Genomic DNA, 24,967 nt, shown 5'->3' on the forward strand with positions numbered 1-24,967 from the left:
AAGTTTCTTTCAGTATATAGATACCTTTTTCTAAATCTCATGCTCATAGCAGGAACTATGATACAAGTTGTATCACTTTTGTAGCAATGAGATAGTAAGAATACTGCAGCAATAATTTAGGAGTCAAAGAATACTATGTAAATTAATAGTAAAAAAAAATAAAATTACGTGTAAAAAAAATAAAATTACGTGTTGACAAATGAAAAACGCCACATTATAATATAGACCATAGTATAAAACATAGTATAATACAGCCCATAATTATTTTCAAGATATAAAAAAAAAGAATGGCAAAGCGGTCATATAGACTGCCTTGCCGTTCTTTTTTGTATTGAATTATTGTTTGCAGTTTATAAAGCAAATCCAATTTTAGAAGATAGGAATTAGTAAGAAAGAAGAAACCCTGGTTAAAAATTCAGAAAACAACAGGAGGTATGGCAATGAATGAAAGAGTACTGACTTATATGGAAACCAATCATATCGATGGTTTTTTCATATCAAGACCGGAAAATGTAAGGTATGTATGTGGCTTTACCGGAGAGGATTCCTTTCTATTGTTAACAAAGAAGAAAAGCTACTTTATAACAGATCCCAGGTATACCGAGCAGGCAGCACTTGAATGCCCCCAATACGAAATTGTAAACTGGAGAAAGCCAGGCAGGAATATGGGTGATACCCTGGCAGATATTGAAGCAGAGCAGCATTTAACCAATCTCGGTTTTGAAAGCTCCCATATAACTTTTGATACCTATTCTGCATTAACAGATAAATTAAAGATGGAACTGATTCCGCTGACCGATGTGATCGAAGAATTCCGCTCCATAAAAACCCAACAGGAAATTGCTTATTCCAAAGCGGCTTGTGATATTGCATCCAGAGCCTTTGAAAAGATAGTAAAGGATATTCGGGTAGGTGTAACAGAAAAAGAGATTGCCTCTAAGTTATCCCATTATATGGTTATGGAAGGAGCCGATACCAAGCCCTATGGCGGAATCGTAATTTCTGGTGCCAGAACTTCACTGCTCCATGGGATACCTTCGGGTAAAGCCATTGAATATGGCGATTTGGTTCTGATGGATTATGGCTGTCAATATAAAGGGTATCTATCCGATATGACAAGAACCGTGGTGGTAGGCAAGGCAGATGACCGGCAAAGAGAAGTATATGCACTGGAATCTCAGATGGTAAATGAGGTAGAAGCAATACTAAAAGCCGGAATCACCAGTGTACAAGCCTATGAAGCTTCGATACAGGCAATCAGACATACTGAATATATGAAGTACAATTATTCAGGAATCGGTCACGGGGTTGGACTTTTTGTCCATGAGCCTCCGTTTATAGGGGCCAATGGAACCTACCAGCTTATGACCAACAACATTATTACGGTAGAACCGGGAATTTACATTCCTGGCTGGGGCGGCATCCGAATTGAGGATCAGGTGCTGATAACAGACAGTGGGTGTGAAAACCTGATAAGCGCTACAAAGGAACTGATAGAATTATAAAAATGGAGGACCTATTATGAGGAAAAAATTTTTAGCACTGGCAATGACAGTAGTACTAAGTATGTCTGCACTAACAGGATGCAGTGGTGTCTTTGACAAAGATACCAAAACCGATGTTACAACTTCCGGTAATACAAACAGCATGGAAAGCTCCACCGGTGATACCGGGGATGCAAAAGCCAGTACCGCAGCAAAAGTAATCCGATATTCCATTACCAATGAACCACCGACCCTTGATCCCCAGTTAGTTAACTCCATGTATGGTGCAACCCTTGATTACCATTTATATGAAGGTTTAATGAGGAACAATGACGGTACGGTAGAACCGGCCTGTGCTGAATCCTATGATTTATCAAAGGATGGTCTTACTTATACCTTTCATTTAAGATCAGGTTTAAAATGGAGCGATGGTGTTGACCTTACGGCGAATGACTTTGTATACGGTATTCAACGTTTATGTGATCCTGCAACTGCAAGCCCCTCCTCCTTTATGGGCGGAATTGTTAAAAATGCAACGAAGGTTATGAATGGTGAATTGCCGGTTTCAGAATTAGGTGTGAAAGCACTTGATAAATCTACCGTAGAAATTACTTTGGAAAATCCAGCCGGCTATTTTCTTGGTGTATTATCTACCAGCGGCTATTATCCCTGCAGACAGGATTTAGTTGAAAAGTACGGTAAAGATTTTGCTGCTGACGCTGACAAAGCAGTATATAACGGACCCTTCACACTTACTTCCTGGGAACATGCAGCAACACTTACCTTTACAAAAAATGAAAGTTATTGGAATAAAGACATCGTAAAATTAAGCGGTCTTGAGATTTCAGTTGTAACCGACCCCAATACTGCACTTGGATTATATGAATCAGGGGATCTGGATTTTGTTGAAATACCGGCAGAAATGGTTGCAAACTATCCGGATGCAAAAAGTTACAGTACAGGTGCAGTAAGCTTTTTACAGTTTAATGTAACTGCCAATGATATTCTTGGCAATAAGAACTTCCGTAAGGCAGTAAGTACTGCAATTGACAGAGAGCAGTATGTTAAACTAGCAACTTCTGATATCAGTAAAGTTACATCAAGATATGTCTTACCAACGGTATCCGGTGTTACAAAAACCTATGGTGAAGAATATCCTTTAGATGCGTTCAGCCAGACCGCAGATGTAACAAAAGCAAAAGAATATTTAGCCGCAGCTATGAAGGAATTAAATATTAAGAATGCTTCTGATATAAAAGTAATATTAAATACCTCCGATGCAGACTCCTCCCGTAAGGCTGCAGAAGTAATACAGGAACAATTACAGACAAACTTAGGCATTGTTCTTGAAATCAATCAGGTTCCTTACAAACAATTATATGAACTTTCAGGAAAACATGAATTTGAGATGATGGCAACAGGCTGGGTACCAGATTATTCGGATCCTTTTAGCTACTTAGAGTTCTTTGAAACAGGAAATGGTTACAATGCTTCTTTGTATAGCAGTCCAGAATATGATAAGTACATAGAGTTAGCAAAGAACACAATCGATCCCAAAGCCAGATATGACGCTTTATTTGAAGCTGAAAAAATTATCTGTGATGATCTGCCGATGATCCCTACGGATATGACTTACAGATATTACTTAATCAATGATAAAATTAAAGATTTTAAAACTTATTTTGTTGGAACCAACTTAAACTATATCACTGCTGATATTACAGAATAAGAGGGGATTAAATGGGAAAATACATCTTAAAACGAATCGGTATATCAATTATAACTATATTTGTACTGGTTACCGCTGTATTTTTCCTGGTAAGACTAATGCCTGGCGGACCTTTTGCTAGTGAAAAGATGAATCCGCAGATTAAAGCGGTTATGGAGGCCTATTATGGCCTCGATAAACCGCTTTTCATTCAGTATTTGACTTACCTGGGAAATCTATTCCACGGTGACTTCGGATATTCCATGCTATATATGAACCGTACAGTAAATGCAGTACTACTGGAATCCTTCCCCTATTCCTTTGATATTGGTATCAGAGCACTTGTCTTTGCCATATCCTTTGGACTGGTATTAGGAATTATTGCTGCTTTAAACAGAGGTAAAAAGCTGGATTTTATATGCATTTTTATAGCCATTATTGGTACTAGTATTCCTGATTTTATTATGGGTGGTGTGCTGCAGTATTTCTTTGGCATCAAATGGGGGCTGCTGCCGGTTGCCCAGTATAAGGGAATTAAATATACGATTCTTCCCATGATAGCCTTGGGGTTTGGTACCCTTGCTATGATTTCAAGAGTTATGCGTTCTAGTATGTTAGAGGTTGTAAACCAGGATTATATTAAGACGGCTAAAGCAAAAGGTTTGTCCAAAATGCGGATTGTATATAAACATCAGGTACGTAATGCTATTATGCCTATTATTACAGTGATGGGACCGGTGGTGGCTTCTATACTTACAGGTACTTTTGTAATTGAATCTATTTTTGCAATACCGGGTATGGGCCGCTATTATGTTGAAAGTATCAGTGGTAATGATTATACCATGGTACTTGGTATGACGGTATTCTACGGAGTATTTCTAGTCCTTGCAAATATGATCGTGGATATCTTATATGGATTTGTAGATCCCCGTATCAGGGTAAGTTAAAGAAAGAGGGCAAGATTATGAAAGCAGATGAAATGACATTAACAAAAGATAAATTCAAGGTTGTAGGCAAGAATCTGGAGCAAATGGAAAGCATCTCAAGACCTAATTTATCCTATTGGCAGGATGCCTGGAGAAGAATAAGAAAAAATAAAATAGCTTACTTATCCTTATTATTGGTAGGTCTCTATGTGCTATTCGCTATTTTTGTTCCAATTTTTAGTCCTTATAATTTTGCAACCCAGGATGCAGCAGGCATTAACCAGCAAATGTCCTTAAAGCATTTATTTGGAACCGATTCCCTGGGCAGAGACATCTTTGTACGTTTGTGGATGGGTGCAAGGGTATCCTTATCCATCGGTTTTATTGCAGCCTTACTAAATGCGATTATCGGTACCTTTATTGGAGGAATCTCCGGTTATTGCGGCGGAAAACTAGATATGTTTATTATGCGTCTGGTAGATGTGTTATATGGTATCCCCCATTTGATTGTAACTATGCTTATTATGGTTGTAATCGGGCGAGGTGTTACCAGCTTGATTATAGCAATGGTTATTGTTGGGTGGATTGGAAGCTGCCGGTTTGTCCGGGGTGAAGTCTTACGATTAAAAGGACAGGAATTTGTGCTTGCCGCAAAAGTACTGGGTGTATCTGATTTTAATATTATACTTAGATATCTGATACCCAATATTATGGGTATGATTATTACAAATCTTACCATGGCGATTCCATCTGCGATCTTCTCAGAGGCCTTCTTAAGCTTTATTGGTCTTGGAATGGCACCTCCCAACAGCAGCTGGGGCATTCTTGCAAAAGAAGGAATTAAATACCTGCGTATTAGTCCGGGACAGTTGATTATACCCTCCTTTTTTATCTGCACAACTATGTTAGCGCTTAATCTGCTGGGGGATGGTTTAAGAGATGCATTTGATCCAAGACTTCGAGGCACAGAATAAAGAAAGGAACAGGCGGTTATGAGTGAAAACCCAATTTTAGAAATGAATCATGTAAGCTTTTCCTTTCATACCTATGGTGGAGTTGTAAAAGCTGTCAGGGATGTAAGCTTTCAGGTAAAAGAAGGTGAAATTCTTGGTATTGTCGGTGAATCCGGCTGCGGAAAAAGTGTTACCGCACAGTGTATCCTAAAGCTTAACCCGGAATCCGCAGGCTTTTTTGAAGGCGGTTCCATTCAGTATAAAGGGGAAGAAATTATTACAAAAACAGACCGGGAAATGAGAAAAATCAGGGGTAAGGAAATCGGTTTTATATTTCAGGATCCAATGACCTCTCTAAACCCAACCATGCGAATTGGCAAGCAGATAGAAGAAGTCTTTACAGGAAGGACAACTATGTCCCGCCAGGAACGTAAGGCAGCAATCCTTGATATATTGCAAAAGGTTGGCATTACCGACCCGGAGCGCCGGTTAAAGCAATATCCCCATGAGTTAAGCGGCGGTATGAGACAGAGAATTGGAATTGCAATCGCACTGATTGGAAATCCAGGTCTTATTATCGCGGATGAACCTACCACCTCTTTGGATGTTACCATTGAAGCACAGATTCTATCTTTGCTAAAAACCCTATGTAAAACCTTGAATGTTGCAGTAATTATTATTACCCATGACTTAGGGGTTATTGCTAAGGTTTGTGACCGGGTGCTGGTAATGTATGGTGGTAAGGTAGTAGAAAGTGGTTTGGTGGATGATATTTTTTATAAAAAAGGCCATCCCTATACCAAGGGTCTTCTTCAGTCCATTGCCCGTCTTGATATGAAGAAGGAGGATGTTCTGATTTCGATTGAAGGTACGCCGCCGGATTTGTTCTCCCCTCCAAAAGGCTGTCCCTTTGCGGTCAGATGTGAATATGCCATGGAAGTATGTTATGAACAGATGCCGGAGAAGACAGATTTTACAAAGGATCATTATACCTTTTGCTGGCTGCAGCACCCCTACGCACCTAAGACCGAGGATATCAATCAGTTGAAGGGAGGTTTTTAGATGACCCTTGATAGAAAAGAACCCTTATTAAAGGTAGAAGGGTTAAGCAAACACTTTAAAATCTCATCAACAGAAACTCTAAAAGCAGTAGAAAATGTATCTTTTGAAGTATATAAAGGAGAAGTTGTAGGTGTGGTAGGAGAGAGTGGGTGCGGAAAGTCCACTTTGGGAAGGTGCCTTTTAAGGCTTTATGAACCTACCGCCGGAACCATATATTATAATGGAGCTGATATCTCCAGAATAAAATCAAAGACTGAAAAACGTGAGTTTTGTAAAAATGTACAGATGATTTTCCAAAATCCGTATGCATCCTTAAATCCAAGAATGACTGTAAAGGAAATTGTGGGGGAGGGGATTAAACTCCATCAGAAGTGTCCTGCCAAAGAACTGGACCTAAAGGTATTGGAACTTCTTAAAAAGGTTGGCATGAATAAAGACCATATGTCTCGCTTCTCCCATGAATTTTCCGGAGGACAAAAACAAAGAATTGGCATTGCCAGAGCCTTATCGGTTGGACCAAAGCTGATTGTCTGCGACGAGCCGATCTCAGCTCTGGATGTATCCATTCAAGCCCAGGTTATTAATATGTTAAAAAAACTCCAGGAGGAAATGGAGCTTACCTATCTTTTTGTCGCCCATGACTTAAGTGTGGTTAAGTACATATCAGACCGGGTTATTGTTATGTATCTAGGGATGATTGTTGAAATAGGAGAAACCGAAGAATTATACGCTCATCCACGGCACCCCTATACAGAAGCTATGCTTTCAGCAATACCAATTGCAGATCCAGCAAAATCCAGAAATCAAAAGAGTATTCCTATTAAAGGGGAGGTGCCTAGTCCTATTAATCCACCACAAGCCTGCCGATTTGCAGAACGCTGCCATAAGGCTCAGGAAATCTGCTTTAAAAAGATACCAGAACTGGTGGAAAGTACGAAAGGGCATTGCGTTGCCTGCCATTTTCCTAATGAGTAGGAAGTTTGGATAAGTGTTGCTTTAACGGTTAAAAATCCCTCGAAAAAGAAATAATATAGTAAGGCAGATCAGTCTGTAATGAGAAAGGAAATTCATATGAAATTAGGTTTTATCGGCTGTGGTAATATGGCATTTGCCATGATTGGCGGAATTATAAATAAAGGAATATCCAGCACAGAAGATGTGATAGCTTCCGATGCGTATGAACCTGCTCTTACAAAAGCAGCAGATGAACTGAAAATACAGATTACGACTAACAATAAAGCGGTTACCGCGAAGGCAGATATTCTGTTTTTGTCTGTTAAACCACAGTACTACGAAGCGGTAATAAAGGAAATAAAAGAAACGGTAAGAGAAAATCAGATTATCGTGACCATTGCTCCGGGCAAAACTTTGGATTGGTTATTGACAGGCTTTGGAAAACCAGTTAAAATAGTGCGGTGTATGCCAAATACACCAGCTCTGGTATGCGAAGGTATTACCGGTGTATGTCCGAATGGACTGGTGACAATAGATGAACTGGAACTGGTGTGCAGAGTTTTGAGTGGATTTGGTAAAACAGAAGTATTAACAGAAAACCTTATGGATGCGGTAGTAGCTGTAAGCGGCAGTTCACCGGCTTATGTATTTATGTTTATTGAAGCCATGGCAGATGCCGCAGTAGCCGATGGCATGCCAAGGGCACAGGCTTACCGGTTTGCAGCCCAGGCAGTTTATGGCAGTGCTAAAATGGTTTTAGAAACGGGAAAACACCCGGCAGAATTAAAAGACATGGTATGTTCCCCTGGCGGAACCACAATTGAAGCAGTTCGGGCCCTTGAAAAGAACGGCTTCCGGAGTTCCGTTATGGAGGCGATGAAAGCCTGTACCAGTAAAGCGAAAGGATTATAAAATTATGAAATTTGAACAGGTAGATGTAATAAAAGAAGCCAATGTGTATTTTGACGGAAAAGTTACCAGCCGTACGATACTTTTTAACAATGGCGAAAGAAAAACTTTGGGGTTTATGTTAGCCGGTGAATATGAATTTGGCACTGCCGCAGAGGAATGTATGGAAGTATTAGGCGGAGAAATGGAGATTTGTTTACCGGAAGAAGCAGGCTTTACGACCTATAAAGTCGGAGAAAGCTTTATCGTTCCGGCTCATTCTAAATTCAAAGTAAAAGTAGGGAATTATGCGGATTATTGCTGTTCCTATAAAGAATAGTAAGCAGGGAAGCTGTAAGTTTTGATTGAAATGTAGTTCATTGTAAGTAAAAAAATAGGTGGCTGTTGCAAATCAAGGACTAAATTACCTGGGAGAAAACGGATTATATTTTACAACAATTATGTGGAAAGTATGGGCAAATGGCTGCAAGAAAGAGAATGCAGCCGCATATTTGCACGAACCTGGAACAAAATTTTTGCAAAATATAATCTGTATTCTATGCCCAGGGTTGGTATCCTATATTTTGCAACAGCTTTTTTATTCGTCAGATTTTTTACTTGATTCCTTGTATGGATGAAAGTGTCAAAGGCTTGCTCTGTCTTTAGTGATTCATAAACCAACTCGGCTGTATTCATAGGATTCCTGTCAAGTAAAAAGCTATTAAATTTCAAAGTCTAAACTACGATTTGAGAGTCAAAAGCCTCAAAAAACTTAATTAATGAATAACCCGGTATATATATTCATTTTGTCGTAGACCGGCTGACAAGGCTGTTTATGTCCGACTAGAGACTCAGCAAAAAGCTGAGCAGTGCGATGCTTTTTGCATCTATGAGGCTCTACAAAGGACATGCCGCAGGAAGGTAAGGTAGACAAAATGAATATATATACCGGGTTATTCATTTTACAACCTAAATTAGGCTTTTGACTCTCAAATCAACTATAAAATATCAAAGTCTAAGCTATAAAATTTTCAATGTCTAAGCCATGAAATTTCAAAGTCTATATTGACAAATAACGCAGGAAAGATTAAAATTTTAATAGACTAAAGTATAAACCAAAGTATAAAGGAGAAAAGATGGGTAAACCACTCATTACAGATATTCAAAAGTATTCAATCCATGATGGCAGCGGTATTCGGACCACGATATTTTTTAAAGGATGTCCCCTGTGCTGTATCTGGTGCCATAATCCGGAAACCCAGAAGTTTTCACCACAGTTGTTGTTTAACCAAGAAACCTGTACTGGCTGCGGCAGTTGTATAAACGCTTGTCCCAAGGCTGCAATTACTCTTAAATGGGGCATAGCGGCTACTAAATTATCAGAGTGCAACGGCTGCGGCAGTTGCGTGGAGTACTGTCTTCAAAACATCCGAACACTGGCAGGAGAATACTATACTGTAGATGAACTAATTAGGGAAATAGAAAAAGATAAAGTGTTTTATGAACAATCAAAGGGCGGGGTAACCTTATCCGGCGGTGAAGTGCTGGCTCAGGATACCGCCTACATAATGGAACTATTAACAAAACTCTATCGTAAGGGATACCGGGTGAATATTGATACTTCCGGCTATGCCCCTTTTTCTGTATTAAAAGATATGGTACCCATGGTAGATACCTTTTTGTACGATATTAAAATTCTGGATACAGCATTACATAAAAAATATACAGGAGTGGGCAGTGAACGTATTTTAGAGAATTTGAAACGCTTAAGTCAGGAGAAAGCTTCCATATGGATACGAATACCCGTAATTGAGGGGGTTAATGCCACTACCGAGCAGATGGAACAAATTGCGATATTTTTAAAAGAAAACCATATATCTTTTAGTCAAATAAACCTGCTGCCATATCATGATACCGGAAGCAGCAAATATAAGCGGCTGCAATTAATGTATCCAGGGGAGGACTTAATGACTCCAAGTAATCAAACCATGGAGACAATAAAAATAGTTTTTGAACAATATGGATTTTCTAATATTAAAATAGGAGGTTGACTATGGACAGAGGAATGAACAATCGTATACAGAATTTAAGGAAAACAAGTATGACCACCCCGACCCATATAGACATGGAACGTGCTAAATTGTATACGGAAGCATATAAACAATATGAAGGCAGTGTCTCAATACCAGAACTTAGGGCATTGTCCCTTAAGTATTATTTCACCCACAAAAGCCTTTATATTGGGGAAGGTGAATTAATAGTAGGGGAAAAAGGAGACGGTCCCCAGTCCTCACCTACCTTTCCGGAACTGTGCTGTCATACAGTTGAAGATCTCCATGTCATGAATGACAGGGATTTAATCGATTTTAAGGTAAAAGAAGAAGATTACAGTTTTCAGGAAACTACTATAATACCTTACTGGGAAAAACGTTCCATAAGATATAAAATACTAAAACATATGTCACCGGAATGGAAAAGTGCATATCAAAGCGGAATATTTACAGAGTTTATGGAGCAAAGAGGTCCCGGACATACCGTTGGCTCGGAAAATATTTATATCAAAGGCTTTTCAGATTATAAAAAAGAGATAGAAGCAGCCATAGCGAATCTGGATTATATAAAGGATATGGAAGCTCTCGATAAGGAAAATCAATTAAAAGCTATGGCAATAGCCTGTGACGCTATTATGATTTTAGGACAGCGTTATCATGATTATGCCCTGGAACTGGAAAAACAGGAAAAGGATGAAACCAGAAAGAAAGAACTTCGGCAAATAGCCGAAAATTGTAAGGTCGTACCGGCAAATAAACCCTGTTCTTATTGGCAGGCGATTCAGATGTACTGGTTTGTTCATTTGGGAGTAACTACAGAATTAAATCCCTGGGATGCTTATAGCCCAGGAAGACTGGATCAGCATCTTATCGGATTTTATCTAAAAGACTTAGAAAATGGTATTCTTAACAGAGACTCTGCAAAAGAACTTTTAGAATGCCTGTGGGTGAAATTCAATAATCAGCCTGCACCGCCTAAAGTTGGTATAACTTTGAAGGAAAGCAGTACGTATACGGATTTTGCCAATATTAATACTGGAGGTATTACACCGGAAGGAGAAGATGGTGTCAATGAAGTAAGTTATCTGATACTGGAATGCATGGATGAGATGAAGCTTCTTCAGCCAAGTTCCAATGTACAAATCAGTAAGAAGACCCCAAAGGCATTTTTACTTAAGGCATGTGAAATATCCAGAAAAGGCTGGGGACAGCCGGCTTTTTATAATACGGAAGCCATTATTATGGAACTGTTAAATGCAGGAAAAACCATAACCGACGCCAGAAAAGGCGGCACCAGTGGTTGTGTGGAAACCGGAGCTTTTGGTAATGAAGCTTATATTCTAACCGGTTATTTTAACCTTCCAAAGATTTTAGAACTTACCTTATATAACGGTTTTGATCATATGACCGGTTTACAGCTTGGATTAAAACTGGGAGAGGCAGAGGACTTTAAATCTTATGAGGAACTGTTTGAGGCTTATAAAAAGCAGATAACTTATTTCCTTACTATAAAGCTTAAGGGTAATAATATTATTGAGAAAATCTATGGAGATTATATGCCGGTACCTCTGTTATCTGTTGTAACCAATGATTGTATCGCAAAGGGCAAAGATTATAATGCAGGCGGAGCCAGATATAATACCAATTACATCCAGGGAGTAGGTATCGGTACCATAACCGACTCTTTAGCAGCTATAAAATACAACGTCTACGACAAGAAGAAATTTACCTTAAAGGAGTTACTAGACGCCCTGAAGGAGAATTTTACCGGCAGGGAGCATATTTTAAATCTGGTGCGCAACCATACCCCAAAATACGGCAATGATGAGGAGTATGCAGATGAGATTATGAAAGAGGTATTTACTTATTATTGTAATAGTGTCACCGGCAGACCCAATGTGAAAGGTGGATTTTATGGTATTAATATGCTGCCTACTACCTGTCACGTATATTTTGGTGATGTAATGATTGCCAGCCCCAATGGACGCCTCGCCCATAAACCAGTGTCGGAAGGTATCTCACCGGAGAAAGGTGCTGATACAAAAGGACCCACCGCCGTATTAAAGTCTGCTTCTAAAATGGATCATCTAAAAACCGGAGGGACGCTTCTAAATCAGAAGTTTACCCCTTCTGTAGTTGCAGGGGATATTGGGCTGGAACAGATGGCTAATCTGGTAAAAGCCTATTTTGATTTAGATGGTCATCATATTCAGTTTAATGTAATTGACCGTCAAACCCTTATCAATGCACAGGAAAATCCGGAGGATTATAAAGATTTGATTGTAAGGGTTGCCGGTTACAGCGATCATTTCCGGAATTTGAGCAAAGCCTTACAGGACGAAATCATTGAAAGAACGGAACAGACTTTTCATTAAGAAAGAACAGACTAAACTATACCAAGGGCAGGACTGTCAATTATGTTCGCTTAAAAAGGAGATAATGCTGTGAATAATGATGTTACAAAAACCAGCCCTGACAGGGGATTGCAATTACAGTTTGATTTTACCCGGGTAAGCAGTACGATTGTGCCCGATGTATCAGAGAACGGTTATACCGGTGTAATCCGAAGTTTCGACCGTGGCGGTGCAGTAATTGTAAAAGAAGATATATATGGAAGACCCTTTCATACTCTTATGTTACCAGGAGGAGAAGACGGGGGATACCTTGAACTGCCCCGAGGAATATTAGCCAATGAAGCTGGGATAACCATCAGTTTCTGGTGCAAGATAATAGAATGTAAAGACAATCAGACCTTATTCTCTTTTGGTAAGGATACTATGCTCTATTGTAAAATTCTCACAGGAGATGATAAAAAGGAAGTTGCTTGTATTCCCTGTGTATCAGACAGCGGTCAAAGTCAGGAACAGGCGGCAGGCCCTGATAAGAAGGTTCAGACAGATAGATGGTACCAATTCTGCATCACCTTAGAGCCGGAGGTACCCTCACTTTTTACCTTTTACCTTGATGGACAGTTAACCAGCCAATTAGATCAAAAGAAAATAAGAGCTTCTGCTTTATCTAAGGAGGACTGTTTATATTTTGGCAAAGGAATCTTTGGACTGGAGTCTGCTAAGGTTCAGGTAGCGGATTTTAGGATTTATAACCGGGTTTTACCTCTCCGGGAAGTAAGGGAATTGTTTTTTGTATCTGATGAGGATTGTATTAAGGCAGATAGAGAATACTTAAAAGCTCAAATACCAGAGGAAGCTTCCAAAGATCTAATACTTCCGGTGACAGGTCCTTATGGTTCAAGGTTTTCTTATAGCTCTAAAGAAGAAGCGTATCTTACATCAGAGGGGAAAGTGAAGAGACCGCTTCCCGGAAAAGGGGATGCACGGGTTCATCTTAACGTAGTAATCAGCCGTGACAACATCAAAAAAAAATATGGCTGTGTGGTACGGATAAAAGCCCATCCTTCGGAAGAACAGCTGCTGCAAAAAGAAGCAGAGTCCTTAAACCTTAACCGGATCAATCATATTTATGAGGATATAGAGCTGCCACAAAGGGGAAACCTTGGTGCTGCACTGCGGTGGGAAAGTAGTGATGCTCTCGCAGTATCACCGGAAGGAGTTGTTTTTCGCGGAATTGAAACAGAGGGTAAGAAGGCAGTAATAGTAACAGCGGTTCTCTCTTATAATAAGCTGGAGTTAAGGAAACCGTTCCAGGTTAAGCTTCTGCCGGAATATAAAAGAAAATCCATTACCAGTATTCCCCTTATAAAAATAGAGACGCAGCCAGAAGTCTCCCCGGTATTGCCAAATCGCATTTGGATTGAATATAGTGACGGTACCAAAAAGAAAGAGTTGGTTTTCTGGTCAGAGGTCTCATTAACTGATCTAAAGAAAAAAGGTGATTTTACTGTAAAAGGATATTTAAAACAGTATCCTGGTGTTATCATACCGGCTTATATTGCAGTGCGCGACAGTTGGGTTGAAAGAAAGAAACTAGGCGGCAGCTTTGGTCTTAACAAGATAGTTTTACGGGAAGATACTATAGTAACCCAGAACAAAAAAAGAACACTGGATTATTTAAAACTACTTGATTCGGACCGGATGCTCTATGCGTTTCGTGCTGCCTTTTCAGTGGATACTAAAAATGCAAAACCCTTAGGGGGCTGGGATGAACCCTTAGGGTTATTAAGAGGGCATTCTACCGGACATTATTTATCTGCTCTGGCTTACGCTTTTTCCTCCACAGGTGATAAAGAGCTAAAGAAAAAAATAGATTACCTAATAGATTCCTTAAAGGAATTGCAGGATTTATCAGAGGGAAATCCTTCTGAATTTAACAGCAGATGTACGAAAGACAACACAGCCCAATCTATGTGGGGACAGTCTAGCAGGCTTTGGGGCAAAGGATATTTAAGTGCTTATCCGCCGGATCAATTTGCTCTTTTGGAGGAATATGCAACTTATCCGTCTATCTGGGCACCGTATTATACGTTACATAAAATATTGGCAGGCTTATTGGACTGTTATGAATACGGGCAGAATCAGACAGCACTAACCATAGCCTGCGGAATCGGAAACTGGGTATATGAGCGGTTATCTGTCTGTACCAGGCAGCAGCTGGGTAAGATGTGGAGCATTTATATTGCAGGTGAATATGGCGGTATGAACGAAGCTTTGGCACGCTTATATCTAATAACGGAGGACAGTAAATATATAGCGGCAGCAGCTTTATTTGATAATCATATCGTATTTACCGGGCTTGCGAATAATAAAGATACGATAACCTCTTTGCATGCCAATCAGCATATTCCTCAGATTCTAGGTGCCTTAAAAGAATATGAGGCAACGGGAGATATTACTTATTATCGGACTGCTTATTACTTCTGGCATCTGATAACAAAACACTATGCATATTCCATAGGCGGAGTAGGAAGAGGGGAAAATTTTAAGGAAAAAGATATTTTAGCCGGTCATATAGAAGGAGATAGAAATTGTGAAACCTGTGCCGCCTATAATATGCTGAAACTGACAAAAGAGCTGTATCTGTATGAACCAGAGAACAGTGAATATATGGATTATTATGAAAAGACTCTATTTAACCAGATTATAGCTTCCCAAAATCCTGTTATTACTGAAACAATGCATCATGGTGTCACTTATATGCTGCCAATCGGACCCGGACAGCATAAAGAATATGGAACAGATTACCAGGAGTTTACCTGCTGCCACGGAACGGGCATGGAAAATCATGTGAAGTACGAGGAGAGTATTTATTTTAAGAACTTATCGGAACGTAAAGTTTATATCAATCTATACATTCCTTCTATTTTGAATTGGCAGGAGGAAGAGATAGTTATAACCCAATCGGGAGGATTTGTGGCTGAGAAAACCGTTTTTACTATACATAGCAGTAAGTCATTTACCGGTTGCTTTCGGATCCCTGACTGGTGCAGGAGCGGATTTCGGATGGTTCTTAATGGAAGAGAGCTTGCTTGCACCGAAACGAATAAGAATTATATTACCCTAACCAGAACCTGGACAGAGGGTGATAAATTAGTAATTTATACTCCCTATGAATTAGCCTTAGAATATACTCCGGATGATTTGGAGTTACCGGTAGCCAGTATTTTTTACGGACCATTTGTCATGGTTGGCTGCAGCAGTTTAAAAGAATGGATTACCCTAATCCTATCCCCTGATATAAAGGAGGATTTTAGTATTGCCTGGCAGGAAGGAATACCTGTGCTTAGCTATGAAGAATTGCGGTTTATCCCTATGTATGCTGCACATCATGTGGATTATCATACCTACTTTAAAATAATGATACCATATGTAGAATAGAGTTTTATGTAGTATACTTAATGTTCAGGATTCAAGGAATGATATTTTTGATACTTGCATAATCAATGCTTTCTTAAATAACTTTCTTAAATACTTTTATTGCTGATTATATTAAGTATGCCAATACAAAAATAGCAGCGAAGTTTGAATAAATATTTTTTTAACAAAAGAAAAAATATACTTGACAAAAGACTAGAACGTAGTCTAGAATAAAGTACAAACGAATGCAGAACAGATTCAGAAGCCAAATAAGTATAGGATTATACGACAAAGGTGTCACTTTATATAAGTGACACCTTTTTTTCTGGATTGGATGCCATAAGGAGGTATGCATGGACCTAAAACCGAAACAGCGGTTAAATTACACCGTATTTGAAACAATAGATTCACACACAATGGGGGAACCTACCAGAATCATTACCAAAGGATTTCCAGAACTAATCGGTAACACGATGATTGAACGGAAACAGTATCTGGAAGAGCATTTTGACCATTATAGGACAGCCCTGATGTTAGAACCACGGGGACACAAAGACATGTTTGGTGCAGTCTTAACAGAACCGATCAGCAAAGAAGCTGATTTGGGGGTAATCTTTATGGATACTGGAGGTTATCTGAATATGTGCGGTCACGGAAGTATCGGTTCTTCTACGATAGCAGTTGAAACCGGTCTGGTAAAGGTTACGGAGCCCTATACAAAGATAGTGTTAGAAGCACCTGCGGGTTTAATCTATGCAAGTGTTAAAGTAGAGCATGGAAAAGCGGTGGAAGCAAGTATTCTTAATGTTCCCGCTTTTGTATACAAAAAGGATTTAGTGGTTGAAATAGCAGGATATGGGAAGGTAGAACTGGATATATCCTTTGGCGGCAGCTTTTTTGCCATGATTGATGCAGAGAAGCTAGGCTTGATCTTAAGTACAGAGAATATCACAGAGATAACAGAACTTGGGATGGAGATAATTAAAAAAGTGAATGAAGCCTTTGAAATAAAGCACCCTTGCTTAGATATCACTACGGTGGATTTAGTTGAATTTTATTGCAGCCCCACCAATCCAGCGGCTAATAAAAAAAATGTAGTGATATTCGGAGATAGTCAGGTAGACCGGTCACCCTGCGGGACAGGGACCAGTGCAAAATTAGCATTGTTATATGCGAAAGGAGAACTAAGCATTGGAGAGGAATTCGTATATGAAAGCATCACCGGCTCTATGTTTAAGGGCGTGATTACCAAAGAAACCAGTATCGGCGGGTATAAAGCCGTAATCCCAAAGATAACCGGCAGTGCTTATATTACCGGATTTAACCGATGGGTGATAGATGAAACGGACCCTTTAAAGGATGGATTTATTTTTGGTAAAAGTTAGGCAGGCATGAATTGAGTTAATCTAATATGTTTTCTTAAGAAGGATAATCTTTTGTGATATTGGTTTATTTTTTTTAGCCCTCAACCGACCGAAGTATAAAACATAGTATGAATTTAAGTATATTAAAATACTTAGAAAATATATAGAAGATACATAGAAGATATATAGAAATTACATAAAAACTACATAGAAACTACCCAGATAATAGAAGAGTATAACCTGAAAGATAATAATAGTCAGACAAGCAATACATACAGAAGGGAGTAAGGTTTAGCATGGAAGAAGAAGTGTACCGCTTTTATTTAAAACAGCATATAGGAAAGCCAGCACTTGCTTGTGTAAAACCCGGTGATGATGTTTTTACCGGTCAACTAATCGGAAAGGCAGACGAGGGTTTGAGTCTGAATATTCATTCCAGTGTTTCCGGCTCTATACTAGAGGTAACAAAGGAATATATAGAAATTCTTAAAAACCTGCCGGATACAGCAGAATACCTCCACTTATCAGAAACTGATCCACTAAAACTCATTGAGGAGGCTGGTATCTGCGGTATGGGAGGAGCCGGTTTCCCAACCTTTGTGAAGTTACAGACGGATTTATCAGGGGGAGGAAGTGTTATCATCAATGCAGCCGAATGTGAACCAATTTTAGAACATAACATAAAGCGGATTATAAAAAGTGGGGAAGAAGTTGTTAAGGGACTTGCCATAGCCATGGAGATTACCAATGCTGCAAAAGGTATCATCGCAATAAAAGAAAAACAGAAAGAGGCGATTGATATCCTTAAGAAACACGTAAATAACAATATGGAAATCTTCCTGCTGCCGGACCTTTATCCAATGGGGGAAGAAAGAGCGGTAATCAGAGAAGTTACTGGGAAATTACTTGATATTAATTCTCTGCCCCAGGCTGCAAAAGCAGTGGTTATGAATCTGGAAACGATATACCGGGTATATGAAGCGGTAGCGCTTAAGAAGCCGGTAATACATAAAGATATAACCGTTGGCGGGGCTGTAAAGGAAGGCACCACGGTTTTCCTCGATGTTTTAGCAGGTACCAAAGTCAGTAAACTATTAGAAATGGCCGGAGGCTTAAAAGAAGATGTGGGAGAATTAATTATGGGTGGTCCTTTTACTGGTAAACGTACTACGAAAGAGGATTTTACTCATAAAACAACCGGAGGAATCCTTGCTGCCATGCCATTTTTACAGGATAAGAGAGATATGGGACTATTAGTCTGTGCCTGCGGCGGCAATGAAGAAAGATTACAGGAAATAGCAGCTTCCATGGGAGCTAATGTAGTTGGAGTCGAATTCTGTAAGCAGGCGAAACGGGTTAAGGATAATCTAAAATGTGATAATCCAGGTAAATGCCCGGGTCAGTCTGCCAAGGTTTTAAAGTTGCGAAGTCTTGGCGCTAAGTCACTGTTAATCAGCAATTGCACCGATTGCAGCAATACGGTCATGTCAATTGCCCCTCAGCTTAACCTTTCAGTATACCACTGTACGGATGGGGCTTTAAGGGCAGCCGGATTAAGATTAGTCAGAAAAATCCACTTAACATAAAAACTATTATATAAGGAGAGAACTTATGTCAATATCAAAAGAAATGTTACAAAAACATCTGAAGGAACCTGCAATTTTCTGCTGCCAAAGAAAAAAAGGCTTGGTAATCAGCGAGGGGGATTTAGAAGATCCTACGATATTTCCGGATCTGGTGGAATCACAGCTCCTTACTCTTACAGCGGAAGGTTTAACGATTCAAGAGGTATTGGGTAAAACCTTAAAGTCAGACGCAGAGGCATTAACACCAATCACCGCGGATATGATTGAAGGCGGTATAGAGAAAGAAATGCCAGAAGCAGCAAAAGAAAAGATAGCACCTGTTAAGGCGGGGGAAGGAGTGAATGGAATAGGTATGAATAAAAAAGAAGCAAATACCGGAGGAACTAGAATGATTCATTTAGAAATAAACGAACTAAAAGGGTTATCACTTGATATTCCCTTACAGTCCCTGAATACAGCAGGCTTTAATCTGGGAGATATATCAGAACAAAGTTTGGTAAACCCAGAATCTGCAAAATTTGCAGCAAAAGTTGAGTCAGGCATAGCAGAAGCTGAAAAGTCAGATAAGATTATCCGTACTTTAATACAAAAAGAATATAAAGTAAAGGAAGTTAAGCTTTCAGAAACTACCACCTTTACAAATGGTGTTTTAACCATTGACAAGGGTCTCCTAAAGAAAGCAAAAGACTGCAATCCGCTGGTTAAGTCAGTGGAATTGGATATTATTACACCAGATAATCTCCATGTCTTTACAAATACCATAATGGATATTATCCCAATTGCAGCTAAGGTAAAGGGTAAGTTAGGTGAAGGAGAAACCGCGGTTTTAAGTGGTGCGGTATTTTGTTTAACCGGTTTGGATGAAAGCGGTGTCCAGATTCATGAATTTGGTTCCTGTGAAGGTTATATTGATGAAAAGGTTGCTTTTGGAAGACCTGGCTGCCCGGATGAAACAGATATCATGATTCGTGTTAATGTTGTAATACAAGAAGGTACCGGCATGGAGCGAAGAGGACCTTTTGCCGCACATTGTGCCTGTGATGTAATTATCCAGGAAATCCGCGAAGTATTAAAAAAGACAACTGAACCAGTGGTCAGAGAAGAAAAATTCTGTGATGTACATAAATACGGACGCCCAAGAGTTGTACTAGTAAAAGAAATCATGGGTCAGGGTGCCATGCATGATAATATCCTCTGTCCTGGCGAACCGGCAGGAGTTCCCGGCGGACAAAAGAATGTAGATTTAGGTAATGTGCCGGTTATGTTATCCCCCAATGAAGTATTAGACGGCGGAATCCATGCCCTTACTTGCATCGGACCGGCTACGAAAGAAATGACGAGGCATTATTTTAGAGAACCTCTGGTAAAAGCGCTGGCACAGGACGAAGAATTATACCTGGTAGGAGTAATCTTTATCGGAAGCCCCCAGGTAAATGATGAAAAGATGTTTGTTACTGAACGCCTTGGTGCTTTAATTGAAACGATGGCCTTAGAGGGAGCAATTGTTACTACGGAAGGCTTTGGTAATAACCATATTGATTTTGCCGGCAACATAGCAGCCATCGGAAGCCGTGGAATTCCAGCAGTAGGGGTTACTTTCTCTGCTTATCAGGGACAATTGGTAGTTGGCAATCAATATATGGATGCCATGATTGAATTAAACAAAGACCCGGAAGGCTTTGAAAATGAAGTCCTGGGCTGTAGTTCCATCTGCCCCGAAGATGCTGCCAGAGCCGTACTTATGCTAAAAACAAAAATGGCAGGTATTCCAATTGAACCCGCAAATAGAAAATGGTCACAGGAAGTTATTGATGCAAATCAAAAACTGGTGAAATAGAGTTGATTCGAAGGCTGAAAACGTATTAAGTTCGAATGAAAGTTAAGATATTAAAAATTAGAAAGTTATGTAATTAGAAATTAGAAAGTTAAGTTAAAAGATTATTTATAGGAAGAGGATGACTGAGAAAGGAGGACTTTCATGGAGGTGGAATTAAATCCCCAGCTTACCAGGGCAAAAGTTATAGATATCAATGATACCGCAGTCAAAGTCAGTATTCAGGGAAGATTAGGTGTTATCACCGTACCTCTTAGATGGATCATCTCAGATAAAGCGTTAGAAGTCGGACAGGAAGTAGAATTTTACTTTAGCTATATGCAGGTCAGACAACAAAAATAGATTGGAGGAAAGTATATGCAATTAACTACAGCAACAGGAATGAAATCAGAAATATTTGTACCTATAACACCAGAGGCAGTCTGGACACCTCTTGGCAAACCTTTAAAGGAATGTAAGGTGGCTTTTATCACAGCCGGAGGTATTCACCAGAAATCCCAAAAACCATTTAATACGGCAGGAGATTACTCTTACCGCGAGATACCCTCAACGATTTCTACCAGTGAATTAATGGTTACTCACGGCGGGTTTGATAATTCTGATATTAACAAAGACCCCAATGCCATGTTTCCTTTAGACAGGTTGAGAGAACTGGTTGCAGAAGGTTATATCGGAAGTCTTGCTGATACCATGTTCGGCTTTATGGGAGGCGGCGGTAATGTGGATAAATTCACTACCGAAACCGGACCGGAGATTGCTAGAAGATTAAAGGAACAAAGGGTTGATATTGTAGTATGTACCGGGGGCTGCGGTACCTGCCACCGTTCGGCAGTTATAGTAGAACGTGCCTGCGAAAAACTTGGTATGTCAACTGTTATTATTGCCGCCTTGCCTCCCATTGCAAGACAGCAGGGTGCTCCCCGTATTACAGCGCCTCACGTACCCATTGGGTCCAATGCCGGGGAACCTAACAATATAGAAATGCAGACAGCAATCTTAAAAGAATCGTTACAGGCAGTTGCAGAGATGCAGTCTTTTGGAGAACTAAAAGTACTTCCCTATGAATACAGGCATAATGTATAAACCTTTATACTAGATACGTATTAGAACAGTCACTTATTAAGTTATACAAATCCAGGAGGTGGACGAATGGCACGGGAAAGTTCAAAAAAGAAGAAAATAATAGAAACCGCATTCCGGTTATTCTATGAACAGGGTTATGATACAACGACTATTGAGCAGATAATACTAGAATGTAAAGTCTCAAAGGGTACCTTTTATCATTATTTCAGTGCGAAAACAGATTTGTTTAGTTCACTTTCGGATTTGTTTGATGAGCAGTATCTGATTATAGTAAAAGATTTAGACCCGAACCTTCACAGCTTTGATAAATTAATATACATGTCAAAACATTTATTTAAGTATATTGAAGATAAAGTACCGGTGGATATACTGGCATACTTATATTCATCCCAGGTAACGAAAAAAGGCGAAAAACATCTTTTAAACCAGAATCGTTATTACTACAAAGCTTTAATGTTAATCATAGAGGAAGGACAAAAGAGGAAGCAATTAAAAGATGAGCGATCCTCCAGGGAATTAATGAAAATCTATGCGATGCAGGAACGTTCTATCCTGTATGACTGGTGCATTTGTGAAGGAAACTATCCGCTGGCTTCTTATGGTATCGAGTTATTAACCATTTTTATGCAGGGCTTCAGAAATAATTAAAGGTTAGTTTGGTTGAAAGAAAATCTGATAAAAGAAAGGGTGCCACATTTACTTCTTTCAACGATTGTGGCAATTAATATTGCAGGATAAATGGATGCTGTAATATACACAGGAACACTATTATGAAACTAAAAGAAACAGGTAAAACAGAAGAAGAAATAAAGGGATTAGTCAAAAAGTATATGATTGACACTTATGAGCGTTTTGACATGATTGCAGAAACTGCCAGAGATATGTATATCTATGATTCAGAAGGAGAGAAATACCTGGATTTTTACGCCGGAATAGCTGTTAACAGTGCCGGTAACTGCAATGAAAAGGTAGTAGCGGCAGTTATGGATCAGGTACAGGATATTATGCATACCTTTAATTATCCTTATACCATTCCCCAGGCCCTCCTTGCAGAAAAAATCTGCACTACAATCGGAATGGATAAAATATTTTTTCAGAATTCCGGAACAGAGGCCAATGAAGCAATGATTAAAATGGCAAGAAAATATGGAACGGAAACATATGGTCCCGATAAATATAATATTGTAACTGCAAAAATGGGCTTCCATGGCAGAAGTTTTGGTTCCATGTCAGCTACGGGACAACCAAATAATGCCTGCCAGGTAGGTTTTGGGTCCATGGTTCCCGGGTTTACATACGCAGATTATAACGACCTTGATTCCTTTAAGGCAGCCTGCACTGATAATACCATTGCTATTATGATTGAACCGCTGCAAGGAGAGGGAGGAGTACATCCGGCAACCCAGGAATTCATGACTGGACTAAGAGAGTTCTGTGATGAAAAAGGGCTGCTATTATTACTGGATGAGGTCCAGACCGGCTGGTGCAGAACCGGTACGGTTATGTGTTATATGCAGTATGGCATAAAACCGGATATTGTATCTATGGCAAAAGCCATGGGCGGAGGCATGCCAATTGGTGCAATCTGTGCGACAGAAGAAGTATCAAAGGCCTTTAGTATGGGCTCCCACGGAACGACCTACGGCGGTCATCCAGTAAGCTGTGCTGCCTCCTTAGCTCAGATAAAAGAACTCCTTGACCGGAATCTGGACGTAAATGCTGAACGAATGGGTGAATACTTTAAAGCGAAATTAGCAACCCTGCCCCATGTCATAGAAGTAAGAGGCAAAGGCTTATTAGTCGGAGTTGAATTCGATGGAAGCATAAAAGCAATTGATGTAAAGCATGGCTGTTTTGACAGAAAACTTATTATAACTGCGATCGGAAGCAGTGTCATCCGTATGGTTCCGCCCTTGATCCTAACAGAAGAAGATTGTGATAAAGCTTATGAAATTATTAAGGAAACGGTGTTATCGTTAGCCTAAGGAGGGGTTATGAAGGAATTTAGTTTTTCGGTTCCCCAGGATATCATATTCGGGGAAGGCTCTATTAAAAAAGTAGAAGAGATATTAAAGAAGAATAACTGGTGTAAGCCCTTAATTATCTCTGGGAAAAATCTGACCAGACTTGGTGTAGCAGATAAAATTATTAAGCTTGTGGAAAAAGCAGGTTGTAAAGCAGAACTCTTTAACGAAGTGGAAGCGAATCCGTCGGTGGAAACGGTGGAGAAAGCTGCTTTAGCATTTAAAGAAAGCGGAGCTGACTCAATTATAGCCTTGGGCGGCGGCAGTCCTATGGATGTGGCGAAAGCAGTAGGAATTGTTGCTGTATACGGTGGTAATATTAAGGATTATGAAGGCGGCAGTAAGGTGCCGGGTAAAATTACTCCTATCATAGCGATACCGACAACAGCGGGCACGGGAAGTGAAGTAACTGCCTTTACAGTAATTACAGATCATGCCAGAAATTATAAACTAACTGTATTTAGTTATGAACTGATTCCTCAATATGCCATACTAGATCCGGAACTAATTCTTTCCCTGTCAGGTCCAATTGCCGCTGCTACCGGTATTGATGCCCTTGTCCATGCAATCGAGGCATATTTATCAAAAGCAGCGTCACCCTTTACAGATGCTTTCGCAGAAAAAGCAATGGAGTTAATCGGAGAAAATCTCCGGTCTTTCACCGCAGACAGAACCAACCTTTTAGCAGCATCGGCTATGCTTACTGGTTCCATGTTTGCGGGACTGGCCTTTGCTTATGCCAGACTTGGTAATGTACATGCCATGGCTCATCCTTTGGGTGGATTTTTTAATGTTTCCCATGGAGTGGCTAATGCCATATTATTACCGGTGGTAATGGAATATAATGCCCTTAGTGATAAAGGGCGGTATAAAAAAATCTATGGATATTTAGTTCCAGACAGAAAAGTCCCAGAGGATTTCACACCGGATCTATTAATTAAAGTGTTAAAAGAAATGACAGTAAACCTTGGAATTCCTAAGAATTTACAAGAAGTGGGAGTCACAGAGGATATGATTCCTGCTATGGCAGAGGACGCCATGAAAAGCGGGAATATTTTAGTTAATCCAAGACAGAGTACCTTAGAGGATATTATTTTGTTATATAAAAAGGCTATGGGTTAGAACTTTTTTAAAGACTTTGTTTAATCATAAAAACTCCGGCTGTAAAAATCAGAAGTGATAACTGATTTTTTACAGCCGGAGTTTTTATGATGCATTAGGAGATTTATTCCTGATACAAAATAATACTTCAGTATGTTTACGCACCTCGCAGAAAATT

General features: G+C 39.6%; 19 protein-coding genes. All 19 read left to right on the plus strand.

The features are described from left to right. Positions 1–440 precede the first annotated feature (440 nt). Positions 441–1,505 carry a M24 family metallopeptidase gene (locus QA584_RS11955; protein ID WP_278274738.1) on the plus strand — a complete coding sequence of 355 codons (1,065 nt, stop codon included), beginning with the start codon at positions 441–443 and terminating at the stop codon, positions 1,503–1,505. Between the two features lie 16 nt (positions 1,506–1,521). Next, positions 1,522–3,213: a peptide ABC transporter substrate-binding protein gene (locus QA584_RS11960; protein WP_278274739.1), complete on the plus strand. Its 1,692-nt coding sequence runs from the start codon at positions 1,522–1,524 to the stop codon at positions 3,211–3,213. Positions 3,214–3,224: 11 nt separating this feature from the next. After that, positions 3,225–4,139, plus strand: coding sequence for an ABC transporter permease (locus tag QA584_RS11965; RefSeq protein WP_278274740.1), 915 nt, complete (start codon positions 3,225–3,227; stop codon positions 4,137–4,139). Between the two features lie 17 nt (positions 4,140–4,156). Further along, on the plus strand, positions 4,157–5,092 hold the full coding sequence (locus QA584_RS11970) for an ABC transporter permease (RefSeq protein WP_278274741.1): 936 nt from the start codon (positions 4,157–4,159) through the stop codon (positions 5,090–5,092). Between the two features lie 18 nt (positions 5,093–5,110). Beyond that, entirely contained in the window at positions 5,111–6,133 is a 1,023-nt protein-coding gene (locus QA584_RS11975; protein WP_278274742.1) for an ABC transporter ATP-binding protein, read from the plus strand. Beyond that, complete coding sequence (locus tag QA584_RS11980) at positions 6,134–7,108, plus strand: ABC transporter ATP-binding protein (RefSeq protein ID WP_278274743.1); 975 nt, start codon at positions 6,134–6,136, stop codon at positions 7,106–7,108. A 96-nt stretch (positions 7,109–7,204) separates the two neighbouring features. Further along, positions 7,205–7,999, plus strand: a complete 795-nt coding sequence (gene proC, locus QA584_RS11985) for a pyrroline-5-carboxylate reductase (protein WP_278274744.1) — start codon at positions 7,205–7,207, stop codon at positions 7,997–7,999. 4 nt (positions 8,000–8,003) lie between these two features. Then, a complete protein-coding gene (gene ppnP / locus QA584_RS11990) occupies positions 8,004–8,315 on the plus strand; it encodes a pyrimidine/purine nucleoside phosphorylase (protein WP_331487909.1) in 312 nt (103 codons plus the stop codon). Positions 8,316–9,111: 796 nt separating this feature from the next. After that, complete coding sequence (locus QA584_RS11995) at positions 9,112–10,026, plus strand: glycyl-radical enzyme activating protein (RefSeq protein ID WP_278274745.1); 915 nt, start codon at positions 9,112–9,114, stop codon at positions 10,024–10,026. A 2-nt stretch (positions 10,027–10,028) separates the two neighbouring features. Then, positions 10,029–12,401, plus strand: a complete 2,373-nt coding sequence (hypD, locus tag QA584_RS12000; protein ID WP_278274746.1) for a trans-4-hydroxy-L-proline dehydratase — start codon at positions 10,029–10,031, stop codon at positions 12,399–12,401. 69 nt (positions 12,402–12,470) lie between these two features. After that, positions 12,471–15,818 carry a beta-L-arabinofuranosidase domain-containing protein gene (locus tag QA584_RS12005; RefSeq protein ID WP_278274747.1) on the plus strand — a complete coding sequence of 1,116 codons (3,348 nt, stop codon included), beginning with the start codon at positions 12,471–12,473 and terminating at the stop codon, positions 15,816–15,818. Between the two features lie 332 nt (positions 15,819–16,150). Continuing rightward, entirely contained in the window at positions 16,151–17,182 is a 1,032-nt protein-coding gene (locus QA584_RS12010; RefSeq protein ID WP_278274748.1) for a proline racemase family protein, read from the plus strand. A gap of 275 nt (positions 17,183–17,457) precedes the next feature. Further along, a complete protein-coding gene (gene prdC / locus QA584_RS12015) occupies positions 17,458–18,747 on the plus strand; it encodes a proline reductase-associated electron transfer protein PrdC (RefSeq protein ID WP_278274749.1) in 1,290 nt (429 codons plus the stop codon). Between the two features lie 25 nt (positions 18,748–18,772). Beyond that, the gene (prdA, locus tag QA584_RS12020) at positions 18,773–20,584 is read left to right on the plus strand and encodes a D-proline reductase (dithiol) proprotein PrdA (RefSeq protein ID WP_278274750.1); all 1,812 of its coding nucleotides are present in this window, start codon (positions 18,773–18,775) and stop codon (positions 20,582–20,584) included. Between the two features lie 141 nt (positions 20,585–20,725). Then, positions 20,726–20,923: a CBO2463/CBO2479 domain-containing protein gene (locus QA584_RS12025; protein ID WP_278274751.1), complete on the plus strand. Its 198-nt coding sequence runs from the start codon at positions 20,726–20,728 to the stop codon at positions 20,921–20,923. Positions 20,924–20,938: 15 nt separating this feature from the next. Continuing rightward, a complete protein-coding gene (gene prdB, locus QA584_RS12030) occupies positions 20,939–21,664 on the plus strand; it encodes a D-proline reductase (dithiol) protein PrdB (RefSeq protein ID WP_278274752.1) in 726 nt (241 codons plus the stop codon). 66 nt (positions 21,665–21,730) lie between these two features. Then, on the plus strand, positions 21,731–22,312 hold the full coding sequence (locus QA584_RS12035; RefSeq protein ID WP_278274753.1) for a TetR/AcrR family transcriptional regulator: 582 nt from the start codon (positions 21,731–21,733) through the stop codon (positions 22,310–22,312). A gap of 122 nt (positions 22,313–22,434) precedes the next feature. After that, on the plus strand, positions 22,435–23,649 hold the full coding sequence (locus QA584_RS12040; protein WP_278274754.1) for an aspartate aminotransferase family protein: 1,215 nt from the start codon (positions 22,435–22,437) through the stop codon (positions 23,647–23,649). A gap of 9 nt (positions 23,650–23,658) precedes the next feature. Further along, positions 23,659–24,810, plus strand: coding sequence for an iron-containing alcohol dehydrogenase (locus tag QA584_RS12045; RefSeq protein WP_278274755.1), 1,152 nt, complete (start codon positions 23,659–23,661; stop codon positions 24,808–24,810). Positions 24,811–24,967 lie beyond the last annotated feature (157 nt).

The sequence above is a fragment of the Anaerocolumna sp. AGMB13025 genome, assembly GCF_029689925.1.
GTDB lineage: Bacteria > Bacillota > Clostridia > Lachnospirales > Lachnospiraceae > Anaerocolumna.